This is a genomic window from Arthrobacter sp. Bi26 (genome assembly GCF_918697925.1).
Classification (GTDB): domain Bacteria; phylum Actinomycetota; class Actinomycetes; order Actinomycetales; family Micrococcaceae; genus Arthrobacter.
This window is the reverse complement of sequence record NZ_CAKKMF010000115.1, coordinates 1-12,158: the sequence shown is the minus strand read 5'-3', so window position 1 is coordinate 12,158 and position 12,158 is coordinate 1. Positions and strand designations below refer to the sequence as shown.

The 12,158-nt window shown below is 67.5% G+C and carries 12 protein-coding genes and 1 pseudogene; 7 read left to right on the top strand and 6 right to left on the bottom strand.

Going from position 1 to position 12,158, the window contains the following annotated elements; genetic code table 11:
* A partial coding sequence (locus LQV16_RS21090) for a glycoside hydrolase family 15 protein (protein ID WP_229995808.1) occupies positions 1–1,819 on the bottom strand: 1,819 nt, incomplete at its 3' end.
* 125 nt (positions 1,820–1,944) lie between these two features.
* Here LQV16_RS21090 and LQV16_RS21085 point away from each other — a divergent pair.
* Positions 1,945–2,745 (top strand): DUF72 domain-containing protein, encoded by an 801-nt coding sequence (locus tag LQV16_RS21085; RefSeq protein WP_229995807.1) that lies wholly within the window; start codon positions 1,945–1,947, stop codon positions 2,743–2,745.
* 74 nt (positions 2,746–2,819) lie between these two features.
* Complete coding sequence (locus LQV16_RS21080; protein ID WP_229995806.1) at positions 2,820–3,887, top strand: phosphatase domain-containing protein; 1,068 nt, start codon at positions 2,820–2,822, stop codon at positions 3,885–3,887.
* Here the strand turns inward: LQV16_RS21080 and LQV16_RS21075 are convergent.
* Positions 3,884–5,443, bottom strand: a complete 1,560-nt coding sequence (locus tag LQV16_RS21075; RefSeq protein ID WP_229995805.1) for a GH1 family beta-glucosidase — start codon at positions 5,441–5,443, stop codon at positions 3,884–3,886. The two genes, LQV16_RS21080 and LQV16_RS21075, sit on opposite strands and share 4 nt — an antisense overlap.
* Positions 5,444–5,559: 116 nt before the next feature.
* Here LQV16_RS21075 and LQV16_RS21070 point away from each other — a divergent pair, with 116 nt between their 5' ends.
* Positions 5,560–6,117 carry a TspO/MBR family protein gene (locus LQV16_RS21070; RefSeq protein ID WP_356815859.1) on the top strand — a complete coding sequence of 186 codons (558 nt, stop codon included), beginning with the start codon at positions 5,560–5,562 and terminating at the stop codon, positions 6,115–6,117.
* Between the two features lie 84 nt (positions 6,118–6,201).
* Here the strand turns inward: LQV16_RS21070 and LQV16_RS21065 are convergent, their stop codons facing one another.
* A complete protein-coding gene (locus tag LQV16_RS21065; RefSeq protein ID WP_229995804.1) occupies positions 6,202–6,603 on the bottom strand; it encodes a DnaJ domain-containing protein in 402 nt (133 codons plus the stop codon).
* 67 nt (positions 6,604–6,670) lie between these two features.
* On the bottom strand, positions 6,671–7,099 hold the full coding sequence (locus LQV16_RS21060) for an Hsp20/alpha crystallin family protein (RefSeq protein ID WP_290369409.1): 429 nt from the start codon (positions 7,097–7,099) through the stop codon (positions 6,671–6,673).
* 136 nt (positions 7,100–7,235) lie between these two features.
* On the opposite strand from LQV16_RS21060, the gene LQV16_RS21055 reads away from it, so the two are divergent.
* Complete coding sequence (locus tag LQV16_RS21055; protein WP_229995803.1) at positions 7,236–7,523, top strand: MerR family transcriptional regulator; 288 nt, start codon at positions 7,236–7,238, stop codon at positions 7,521–7,523.
* 6 nt (positions 7,524–7,529) lie between these two features.
* On the opposite strand, the gene LQV16_RS21050 is transcribed toward LQV16_RS21055, so the two are convergent.
* The gene (locus tag LQV16_RS21050; protein WP_229995802.1) at positions 7,530–8,312 is read right to left on the bottom strand and encodes a phosphatase PAP2 family protein; all 783 of its coding nucleotides are present in this window, start codon (positions 8,310–8,312) and stop codon (positions 7,530–7,532) included.
* A gap of 280 nt (positions 8,313–8,592) precedes the next feature.
* Here LQV16_RS21050 and LQV16_RS21045 point away from each other — a divergent pair, with 280 nt between their 5' ends.
* From LQV16_RS21045 to LQV16_RS21035, 3 genes are all read left to right on the top strand, one after another.
* Positions 8,593–10,230, top strand: a complete 1,638-nt coding sequence (locus LQV16_RS21045) for a cytosine permease (protein ID WP_229995801.1) — start codon at positions 8,593–8,595, stop codon at positions 10,228–10,230.
* On the top strand, positions 10,227–11,390 hold the full coding sequence (locus LQV16_RS21040) for a cyclase family protein (RefSeq protein ID WP_229995800.1): 1,164 nt from the start codon (positions 10,227–10,229) through the stop codon (positions 11,388–11,390). Before LQV16_RS21045 ends, LQV16_RS21040 begins: the two co-directional genes overlap by 4 nt.
* A gap of 201 nt (positions 11,391–11,591) precedes the next feature.
* A complete protein-coding gene (locus tag LQV16_RS21035) occupies positions 11,592–11,801 on the top strand; it encodes a hypothetical protein (protein ID WP_229995799.1) in 210 nt (69 codons plus the stop codon).
* A 139-nt stretch (positions 11,802–11,940) separates the two neighbouring features.
* Here the strand turns inward: LQV16_RS21035 and LQV16_RS21030 are convergent.
* Positions 11,941–12,158 (bottom strand): annotated as a pseudogene (locus LQV16_RS21030) (bifunctional D-altronate/D-mannonate dehydratase); the annotation flags it as partial.

Genomic DNA, 12,158 nt, shown 5'->3' with positions numbered 1-12,158 from the left:
GGGTCCGGGGAGGCGGCGCCCCGCCCGCGCCCGCACGCAGCGGGGTGTCGCTGCGGCGGACGCCATCGTCTTGCAGTTCCAGCGCGCTCATCACGAGGGCGAAGTGGCTGAAGGCCTGCGGCGTGTTGCCAAGCTGACGGCCGGCCTCGACGCCCCACTCCTCGCTGAGGAGTCCGACGTCGTTGCGCAGCGCCAGCAGGCGCTCGAACAGTTCCCCGGCCTCGTGGCGCCGGCCCGCCCCGATCAGCGCCTCCACCAGCCAGAAGGAGCACGCTAGGAACACCCCTTCCTCGCCGGGAAGCCCGTCGTCGCTCTGCGCCGGCAGGTAGCGGCGCAGGAAGCCGTCGTGCGTCAGCTCGCGCTGGACGGCGTCGATGGTTCCGATGATGCGCGGATCATCCGGCGGGAGGAACCCCACCCGGGGCAGCAACAGGAGACTGGCGTCCAGCTCGGGCCGCCCGTAGGACTGCACGAATGTGTTGCGTTCGGCGTCGAACCCGTTGGCCATGACCTCGGCGTGGATTCTGTCACGCAGCTCTTCCCAGCGGTCGGCCGGGCCGGTCAGGCCGAAGTCCCGGACCCCCTTGACCATGCGGTCCGCCGCCACCCATGCCATCACCTTGGAGTGCGTGAAGTGGCGCTGCGGGCCGCGCATTTCCCACAGCCCGTTATCCGGCCGGCTCCAGGCTGTCTCGAGGTGTTCCATGAGGGCCACCTGGACGTCCCAGGCGTCGTCGGTGTGTTTGAGGAGGGAGTTCCGGGTCAGGGACAGGCAATCGAGCACCTCGCCCCAGACATCGAGCTGCAGCTGGCCGGCCGCGCCGTTCCCGGTACGCACCGGGGCGGAGTTTTCATAGCCCTTCAGCCACGGCAGTTCGAGCTCCGGCAGCCGGCGTTCACCGTGGAGGCCGTACATGATCTGCAAATCCGCCGGGTCCCCGGCGACGGCCCGGAGCAGCCAGTCGCGCCACGCGCCGGCCTCCTCCGTGTAGCCCGCGGCCAGCAGCGCCTGCAGGGTGAGGGTGGCGTCGCGCAGCCAGCAGAAGCGGTAGTCCCAGTTCCGGGTGCCGCCGATCTCCTCCGGCAGGGACGTCGTGACGGCGGCAACAATGCCCCCGGTGGGGGCGAAGGTCAAGGCTTTGAGCGTGATCAGCGAGCGCTGGACGGCGTCACGGTGCGGCCCGGTGACCTTGCACTTCGCCGACCAGCCAAGCCAGAACTCCTCGGTGGAGGCCAGGACCGCTTCCGGGTTCACTGAGCGCGGCCGGCGACGGTGGCTGGGGCTCCATGTCAGCACGAAGGGCACCCGGTCCCCGGCCGTGACCGTGAAGTCGCTGACGGTGTGCATCCGCTCGCCCCGCAGGGGCGCCTCGGTCACCAGATAGGCGGAGTCGGGCCCGGCGACGGCGTGGATCCCGCGCTCGTCGTGGCGGACCCACGGCACAATATGGCCATAGTCGAACCGGAGCGCCAGTTCGCCGCGCATCCGCACCGTGCCGCGGACACCGACGACGATCCGCACGATATCCGCCACTTCGTCGCGCGGCGGCATGAAGTCAATGATCCGGACCTTGCCCTCGGGCAAGTCCCACTCGGTTTCCAGGATCAGCGTGCCCTTGCGGTAGCGGCGCCGGGTGCATTCGCCGCCGCCGGCCGGCGCCAGCAGCCACCGGCCGGCCGCGGGGGTATCGAGGAGCGCGCCGAAACAGGCCGGTGAGTCGAAGCGGGGCAGGCACAGCCAGTCAATGGAGCCTTCGGTGCTGATCAGGGCCGCGGTGTGCAGATCCCCGACCATTGCGTAATCCTCGATGCGGGCCATGACACTTACAGTGCCACACCACAGTCCCACCCGGCACGGGAGGGCATCGGGAGCCGGATCACCGGAATGCCCGCAGGACTAGGATCCATCCGTGGGAGAACTATCTGCGGGGAAAGGGACCGGGCATGGCAGGGCACGAAGCCGCTTGGCACGACGGCGCCGGCGACACAGGTACCGGCCGCACAGGAACTGTGCGGATCGGAACGTCCGGCTGGAGCTATGACCACTGGGAAGGGGTCCTCTATCCGCCAGGCCTGCCCGCCCGGGACAGGCTGGCGCACTATGCGGCCCGCTTCGACACCGTGGAACTGAACGCCAGCTTCTACCGCTGGCCCAGGGAGGACTCGTTTGCCGGGTGGCGCCGCCGCCTGCCCGAAGGGTTCGCCCTGTCCGTCAAGGCGCCCCGGGGCCTGACCCACGGCAAGAAGCTCTACGCCCCGGAGGCCTGGGTGGACCGGATCACCCGGTGCTGGCACGAACTCGGCGACAAGCGGGCCGTGCTGCTCGTCCAGCTGCCCCCGGACTTCGCGCGGGACGATGCCCGGCTGGACTACTTCCTGGCGGCACTGCCCGGGTGGATCCGTGTCAGCGTGGAGTTCCGCCACCCAAGCTGGGACGACGCCGGCGTTTACGCCCTGCTGGAACGTTACGGCGCGGCCTACTGCATCATGAGCGGCGCCGGGCTCCCGTGCGTCCTGCGCGCGACCGCACCGTTCGTCTACGTCCGGCTTCACGGCCCGGACCGCGACGTCCTCTACGGCGGATCGTATCCGGACGAGGACCTGCACTGGTGGGCCGCGCGGATCCGCGAATGGCGGGCGGCCGGCAAGGACGTCTTCGCCTATTTCAACAACGACGGCGGCGGCAACGCCGTCCGCAACGCCACCGCACTGCGCCGGCTGCTGGATGAGCCGCCGCCTGGGTAATCCGGAGTCACGGGCGCCGCCTCCCGGAACCCCGCCGGCACTGCCGCGGCCCGGCACTGTGGGAGAGTGGAGGCATGGAATTGGCGTCGCAACCAGCGCAGCAGCTGCCCGTGTCCGGTAACAGGGCCTTCCGGCTCGCCCATTGGGTGTCGGACACCGTCAATGGGGTTCGCCTCAAGACGGCCCGCCGCTGGAAGTTCATCCCGCAGACCGTCGCCTATCAGGGCTACGGTTCGACAGAGTGGGTCAGGCTGCTGGGCCGCGTGGTCCTCACCAGCAGGCCCGTGCCCGGCAGCAAGGCGGAGCGCCTGGCCCTGAACGGAAACCAGAACATCCGCGGCTGGCGCGCCTTCACGAGTGTCCCGGTTCAGTTCACCGAGGTGGAAATCCAGATCGGCGGCGTCACCACGCGCGTGCATACGGACCGCGGCGGCCTGGTAGACACCCTGGTCCACGTGGCGTTGGCCCCGGGCTGGCATACGGCCGTGCTGCGGGCCGAAGGAACGGAACCGGTTGAGGCCAGGATTTTCGTGATCTCCCCGGACACCAAGCTGGGCATTGTCTCGGACATTGACGACACCATCATGGTCACGGCCCTCCCCCGGCCTTTCCTGGCGCTGTGGAACACCTTCGTCCTGAACGAACGCGCCCGGATGGCGACACCCGGCATGGCCGTCCTGATGGATCGGCTCAAGGTGGAACACCCGGAGGCGCCGGTGATCTACCTGTCCACCGGGCCGTGGAACGCAGCGCCCACTCTGGCCCGCTTCATCGCCCGGAACCTCTATCCCTCGGGCGCACTGCTGCTCACGGACTGGGGACTGACCCATGACCGCTGGTTCCGCAGCGGACAGGAACACAAACGGCGGAACCTTGAGCTGCTGGCCCAGGAGTTCCCGAACATGCGCTGGCTGCTGTTCGGCGACAACGGCCAGCACGATGAAGAGATCTACTCCGGCTTCGCGCAGGAGCACCCGGACCAGGTCGCCGCGATCGGCATCCGGCAGCTCTCGGCCAGCGAGGCCGTCTTCGCCGGCGGCCACTCCGACACAGGAGACCACTCGGAATCATCCGTACCGTGGCTCTACTCGCCCGACGGCGCCGGACTCGCCAAGGGCCTGCAGGACCTGGATCTGCTCTAAGTTGTCGCTGCTTTAGGGGCGTCGGCCCCGGGGCGGGGCTGTCCGACGTCGGCCGCCCCATCCTGTTGCCCGACGTCGGCCTGCTTTCCGACGTCGGGCTGCGCGGCGGGCGCCGCGTTCCGGGCCGCCAGAACTTCCTGGAGCCAGTAGTAGGAGGCCTTCGGTGTGCGGACCTGGGTGTCGAAATCGACGTGCACCAGACCGAACGGCTGCTTGTAGCCGGCGGACCACTCGAAGTTATCCATGAAGGACCACACATAGTAGCCGCGAAGGTCCACGGCCTCGGCCGCACCGCCGGGACGTGTCGCTTCCAGGGCCGTGCCGATGTGCTCCGCGAGGTAACGCAGGCGCCGTTCATCCGGAACCATCCGGCGGTCCGCCCCGACACACTGGACCACCACGTCCTCGAAACTGGCCCCGCCCTCGGTGATGTAGACCGGAGGCAGATCCGGGTAGCGCTCGGCCATCTCAGCCAGGGCAACCGACATGTATTCGGGCTTGACCGGCCAGCCGTAGGCCGTGGTCTCGGTGTCCGGGAACGGCGCGATGTGGAAGGGCGCACCGGGTGTCCCGCTGAGGTCATCCCCCATGGCCTCGGCCATGCCGGGCGGCACGGTCCCCTCACCCGGACCCGCCCCGACGCGGGTGGGCATGTAATAGTTCAGGCCATAGAAATCCAGGGGCTGGGAGATCAGGTCCATATCTTCGCTGGAGGGGCTGAACGACGATGAAAAGAACGTAGCGGCCCGAATGATGTCCGGGTACTTGCCGAGCAGCACGGGGTCAGCGTAGAGCCGGTTCTGCGCCACATCCATGAGTCCGGCGCTGACCGCGTCCAGCGGGTTGGCGGTGGCCGGGACCATCGGTGAGTACACATTGGTAATGCCGATTTCGCCCTGTACCTTGGCGGCACGCAGCGCCTGGAGCGCCAGGCCGTGGCCCAGCAACTGGTGGTGCACGCTGGGGAGGGCCTTGAGCATGAGTGCCTCGCCGGGCGCATGCATGCCCAGGGCGTAGCCGTTGGTGGTGACCGTGGCGGGCTCGTTGACAGTCACCCAGCGGCTAACGCGGTCCCCGAAGGCGGCCGCGGCGATGCCGGCGAAGTCCCCCAGCCGGTAGGCCGTATCCCGGTTCATCCACCCGCCGGCCTCATCCAGGGGCAGCGGGGTGTCCCAGTGATAGAGCGTGGCCATGGGGGAAATACCGTTGGCGAGCAACAGGTCGATCAGCCGGTCGTAGAAGTCCAGTCCGGCGGGGTTCACGGGCCCGCTGCCGCCGGGCTGGATCCTGGACCAGGACAACGAAAACCGGTACGAATCGATCCCCAGGTCCTTCATCAGTGCCACGTCCTCTGGCATCCGGTGGTAGTGGTCGCAGGAGACGGCCGGGCTGTGGTCCTCCACGATCGAGCCCGGTTTCGCGGCGAAGACGTCCCATCCGGTGGGGCCGCGGCCGTCTTCGTCGAGTGCGCCCTCGATCTGGAAAGCGGATGTAGCCACGCCCAGGGTGAAGCCGGGCGGAAGAAGGGAAGCCAGATCCTTGGCGGAAGCGTTCATCGACGGGACCTCTATGTAGTTTCAGGAGTTGGTTGACTGATCTTAGGCTTCCCCGGGGGCGGGCGCCACGACCCGGGCCGTTTGACGGACGCGATGCCGGCGGCCACTGTTGATCAGTGCACCTGACAATTGAACAAGGCGTCAACCGCCGGCCGGCCCCGGCGACGCCCGGCCCCGGCCGGCAGGCAGCAGCTCTCCTCTGCTTCCTCGCGGTCTCCCATGGGGTGTCCTTTGTGGCGTCGCTGGTCATCATCGGGAACGCCGGCGGATGGTACGCGGCGGCGGACAAGGCTCCGTGGACTCCCCCGGCCTGGGCCTTCGGAGCGGTCTGGACGGTGCTATATACAACCATGGCGGTGGCGGCGTGGCTGGTCTGGCGCCGGGGAACAGGGCTTGCCTCCTCCGGGCGCAGCCGAGGCGCCATGACCGTCTACGGCATCCTGCTGCTCGTGAACCTCGCCTGGGCGCCCCTGTTCTTCGGCATGTACCCCATGGTCGGCTCGGCCGCCCTCTGGCTGGCTCTCCTGGTCATCGCCGCCCATGCCGTGGCCGCGGCCGCCACCGTGGTCCGGTTCGGCCTCATCAGCCGGGCAGCCGGCCTGCTCATGCTGCCGTACGTCTCGTGGATTGTGTTCTCACTTACCCTGAACGCCTACGCCGCCGCCAGCAACTGAACCCTGCCAGCAACTGAACCCCGACGTCCTTCCTGTCCCGCTTCTTCCGCTCCGGTCAGCGGCCCGGGCAACAGTGTCTCCCCGTCACGGCCCGGGTTCCCAGCGAACGGGGAGCACGCGCACAAGGGGATCCCGACGCCGGACGATGCGCACCGGGATGTCGCGGCCGCCCGGGCCGGGATGGCCGCTCTGGCCGTTTTGGTGGCTCCGGCCGTTCTGGTGATTCAAGGTGCCGTCCTGGACGTCAGGCCGCCCGCCGCCGGCGTCATACTCCGCCCGGGTCCTGGCGTCCCGCAGCACGGCGAAGGCCTGCAGAATCCCGCCCGCGTCACTGCCGTCGGGAGGGCCGATGTCCGGATAACCGATATCCGGATGGTGCCGGCGCATCAGCGCCCGGAAGGCGTGGCCAATCTCCTGCCGGCTCGCCTCCGGCGAGACGTGCAACAGCGCGTAGTAGCCGCGGGGATCAGGGTTGCTGCCGGGCATGGTCATTTCTCCGGGGCTGACGGCCGGGGCCGGCGCCGTGGTGCGTGCTCGGCGCCGGCTCCGGGGGCTACTTCCCGATCTCCTGCCGTTTGTCCTGCGAACGGGTTATTTCAATCTTCCGCGGCTTGGCCTGCTCCGCCACGGGAATGCGGAGGGTTAGGACACCGTCAGCGTAATGCGCCTTGACGTTTTCCGTGTCCAGGGTGTCCCCGAGGATCAACTGGCGGCTGAAAACGCCGCGGGGGCGCTCCGAAACCGTCAGCTCCACGTTGGGCTGCGTCGGGTCCCGCCGCTCCGCCCGGACGGTCAGGACATTGCGCTCAATGTCGAGCCCGATCGAGTCGACGTTAACCCCCGGGAGGTCGAATGCAACGACGAATTCGCCGTTCTCCTGCCACGCGTCCATGGGCATGGCCGCGGGGCGTGCCACCGTCCCGAACACCTGCTGGGCGAGCCGGTCAAAGTCACGGAACGGGTCCGTCCGAATCAACATCATTTCCCACTCCTTCAGTGCGAGTTGGTCTGTATTCCTTCCACACCCACCACGATTTTTTCTGTAGTGGTGGGTATAGATTTTTTATAGCACCGGTGGCACACTGTTGCAAGGGAAAATTGCGGACAGGAGGAGGACCATGGCGGACCGCGGCGCGGATTCAGGCCTGTACGCCATCTCCGTAGTGGCGCAGCTGGTGGGCACCGGGCAGCAGAACATCCGGCTCTACGAGCGCCGGGGACTCCTCGCACCGGACCGCACCGCCGGGGGCACCCGGCAGTACAGCGACGCCGACCTCGTGGTGCTGCGGCGGATCGGCGAACTCCTGGCGGAGGGCCTTAACCTGGCCGGCGTGGCCAAGGTGATGGAACTGGAGGAAGCCAATGCCCGGCTGCGGGCCGAGCTCAAGCGGGCGCGCGGCCGCTGACGGTGCTCAGTCCTGGCCGGCGTCGGCGGTGGAGAGCGTTCCCGTGATCTGTTCGCCCCGGATCCGGGCCGTCCGCCAGGTGTCCAGCGCAATGACCCCGCCCAGGACCACCAGCGAGATGGAGAAGGCGCCCAGGGCATCGGTCAGCCAGTGATAGCCGAGGTAGAGGCGGCTGATTGCTGCGAAGAACATGCCGATCCCCGCCACAATGAAGGCGACGACGGCGGCCCAGGGGCTCTTCCGGCGCGAGAAGACCAGGAACGTGGTGACCAGCAGGAAATCGCACGCGCCCAGGACGTGACCGGAAGGGAAGGAGAACGTGGTGTCGGCACCGAAGAGCATGAGCTCCACGGGTGGACGCTGGCGTTCCACTATGCGGCCAATCACCTGCGCAAGGATCACCCCGGTCAGCATGGCGCCGGCCAGGAGCATCGGCCGCCAGGCGTGCTTGGCCAGCAAGCCCCAGGCCACAGTCACGACGAGGACAATGATCGGCAGGCCGATGGGGCCGAAGACGATCGCCAGAATGATCATGATGGTGGTGGCAGGTTCCCCACGCAGGGTCAGGAGCCAGGACCGGGTAGGCTCGTCCGCCGCCGACAGGCCGCCGTGCTGGAGGACACTTGCGAGGATTACCACGAACAGCACGACGCCCGTGATCATCAGGGCGACGGCCGTGAGATACAGATTCCGGCGCGCCGTGGCGCTCATGTACCGCTCCTCCACGACGAACTTTTCGTGGAAGGTCCGCCACCGGCCCTGCGGTTTACCTGTTTGAGCCTCTGCCATGTCGCCGTGCCGCCTTTGCGCCGTGTTGTGGATAGTCCCCGCTGAAGATTATCCCCTGTTATTTGCGCGGTGGTAGGCAAATGGCCCGACGGGATCTCCCCCGCAGAGGTGTGGCCCGGCCGCCGGATTCCGTAACCTGCCGGCCCGGACGGGGCAGGACGTTGCTGTGAGCCGCTTCACAGTGTAGCCTCCCAAACTAACAAGTTAGCCTCCAAGGCAACTTGTGATGCTTACTAAGCAACTCTTGCGGAATCAATGATGAGCTGGATGGAGAACAACAATGGTCGAGGAACAGCCTGCTGATGCCCGCGCGGGGCGGAACCCCGGAAAGGTCACCGAGGTGGAGACCTACGGCATCGAGCGGATACCCGAGAAGGACCGCAATGCGAGCGCCCTTGACCTGTTCAGGGTTTCGTTCGGCGGGGCCAACACCTTCGCCACGGCCTTCCTGGGCGCATTTCCGATCCTTTTCGGCCTGTCATTCTGGCAGGGACTCGCCGCGACGGTGACGGGCCTGGTTGTCGGCGCCCTCCTGCTGGCACCCATGGCCGTCTTCGGCCCCACGAACGGGACCAACAACGCAGTGTCATCCTCAGCCCACCTGGGCGTGCACGGCCGGGTGGTCGGATCATTCCTGTCATTGCTAACTGCCTTGGCATTTTTCTCCATCTCGGTCTGGAGTTCCGGCGATGCCCTGGTCGGCGGCCTGAACCGGCTGGTTGGCCTGCCGCAGGACATGGGCTCGTTCGCCGTCGCCTACGGCCTCTTTGGTGGACTCGTCCTGGTTGTCTGTGTCTACGGGTTCAAGTTCATGCTGCTGGTGAACAAGATTGCCGTCACGGCGGCCACCCTGCTGTTCGTTGTCGGCTTCATCGCCTTCGCGGGCGACCTCAACCTGAACTTCGAGGGCTCCTTCGGGACCGGATTCGACGGCGTCGGCATCGCGGGATTCATCCCGGCCTTCATCGGCGCGGCCCTGATCGTCATGTCCAACCCCATCTCGTTCGGCGCGTTCCTGGGCGACTGGGCGCGATACATCCCCACCGCCACACCGAAGCGCCGGGTCATGGGTGCGGCGCTGCTCGCCCAGCTGGCCACCCTTATCCCGTTCGTCTTTGGCCTGGCCACGGCGTCCATCATCGCCACCAAGGCACCGGAATTCATGGATCCGGCGGCGCCGAACTACGTCGGCGGACTGCTGGCGATTTCCCCGGCCTGGTATTTCGTGCCGCTCTGCGCCATCGCCCTGATCGGCGGCATGTCCACCGGGGCGTCCTCGCTGTACGGCACCGGCCTTGATTTCAGCAGCGTGTTCCCGAGGTTCAACCGGGTCCAGGCCACCCTGTTCATCGGGACCCTGGCGATCGTGTTCATCTTCGCCGGCCGCTTCGCCTTCAACCTTGTCCAGAGCATTTCCACATTCGCCACCCTGATCGTGACCTGCACCGCGCCGTGGATGGTGGTCATGATCATCGGCTTCATCACCCGCCGCGGCTGGTACGACGCCGATGCCCTCCAGGTGTTCAACCGGCGCCAGAGTGGCGGACGGTACTGGTTCAACCACGGCTGGAACCTGCGCGGCATGACTGCCTGGCTGGTCAGCGCCGGGGCAGGGCTGAGTTTGGTGAACATGCCCGGCCAGTTCCAGGGGCCCCTGGGCAATCTGGCGGGCGGTGTGGACATCAGCCTGCCGGCATCGCTGGGGCTGGCGGCCGTTCTGTACCTCGGGCTGCTGTGGATTTTCCCGGAGCCGCGCGGAGTGTTCCCGGCCGCCGGGCCGCGCTGGATCCCCTCGAAGGACACACCGGTGCCGCCGGTCATGGATGCGGCCGGCAACACCGTCCCTGCCGCACCCCAGGAGGCAGCCGCGCCGGGCTCGTCCGGCGACCGGGACCCGGAGCTGGTGAGCCAGCCGTGACGTGGTTCGATCTCAGCGTTCCGCTGCGCACCGGAATGCCTGTTTACCCCGGCGACCCAGAGGTCCGGATCGCATCGGCACTGACCGTGGAGGCCGACGGCGCCAACGTGCTCTCCCTCGCCATGGGCTCCCATTCGGGCACCCACGCAGACGCACCCCTGCATGTGGGCGACGGCTGGGCAGCCCTGGACGAGCTGCCGCTCTCCCTCTTCGGCGGCGTCGCCGAAATCGTGGACATCCGGGGCGTGGCCCGCGGCGGCGCCATCACCGCCGCGCAGTTGGCAGGGATCGCCCCGGCGGGCATGACTGGGAATCCCGGGGAACCTGGGAATCCAGCGAGGATCCTCCTGCTGCACACCGGCTGCGCCGCGGCCTGGGGAACCGACGAGTACCTCAAACACCCGTGGCTCGACGCCGCGGCGGCGCAGCTGATCGTGGACCGCGGCTACCGCGCCGTAGGCCTGGACGCCCTCAGCGTGGATCCCAGCTCCCCCGGCGCTTCGGACGGCAGGCCGGCGGACGGCAGCTTCCCAGCTCACGCCATCCTGGCCGGAAACGGCTGCATTATCGTAGAAAACCTCACCGGGCTGGAGCAGGTCCAGCGGGCCAGAGAAGCAGGATCCGACGTCGAGGTCTTCCTCTTTCCACTCAATATCCCCGGGGCCGACGGTGCCCCGATCCGGGCCGTGGCACGGCGGCTGCCGGCTCCGGAACTGCAGCCGGCGGTGCTGTACCCGACGGCGCTGCAGCCGACAGTGATCCGCGCCCTCAGCCGCCAAGAGGTGCAGGACGCAGCGGACCGCCTGGTTGCCGCCTTCGCGGCCACGGACACCGAAGCCTACTTTGCCGCCTTCAGCCCCCAGGCGACATTCATCTTCCATCCGGAAGCCCAGAGCCTTGGTTCCCGGTCCGCCTACCGCGCTCTCTGGGACAACTGGCTCGCCGGCGGCTGGCGCGTGCTCGAATGCCGGAGCAGCGAGCAGGACATCCAGCTTCTGGGGGCTACCGCGGTGTTTTCCCACCGCGTGGCCACGACAGTCCAGATTGACCGGGAAGGTGGCCGCGATACGAGCGATGAACGGGAGACCATCATCTTCTCCCGGGCCCCGGACGGCAGCATCGTTTGCGTCCACGAGCACCTCTCGGCCTGCCCCCAGTGATCCGGGTGACCAGACTCACTGGGACAGCCGGGGCCGGGATGGATCTGCAGGTCAACCGCCAGGGCCGCTACGTGCGGGCATTTGGCGTCCGCACGGCCTGCGCTCAGACACGGCGTGGTGATTTGACGGGTCAATAAATATGACGTTATTGTTCCTGAATCCATTGGGGCCGACTAGAAGCACTCCAAGAAAGACAGAGCGATGACCACGATTACCGAGTCCATTGAGATCCAAGTCGACAACCGCCACGTCCTCGACGAACGACTCAACGACGCCGTCCGCGGGCTGCAGCAGCTCGCCATGACCACGGGGAAGCACGGCATTCTGCTCACGCGGCACAAGCCGGGCCACTACACCGCGGCCCTCTCCGACAAGGTCCCCTACGGCATGACCCGCGAGCTCGTTCACTGAGCCACCGGTAGACCGGACGCCGAGAGCCGGACTTCAAAGAGCCAGGTCCCGGGCGGCAGAGCATCGACTCGCCGCCCGGGACCTTTTTGGCGTTTCAGGGGCCGGTTACCATCAGCGCCGGTCACCTGTCATGGCCGGTTCACCAGTCATGGACGGTGCCGTCGACGAGGCGGTTGTAGGGCAGGTAGGCCTGCTGGTAGGGGTAGGCGGCGGCGGCTTCGGCGTTGAAGTCGACGCCGATGCCGGGCTTGTCTCCCGGGTGCAGGTAGCCGTCCACGAAGGTCATGGACTGTTCGAAGACCTCGTTGGTCGCATCCGAGTGCTGCATGTATTCCTGGATGCCGTAGTTGTGGATCG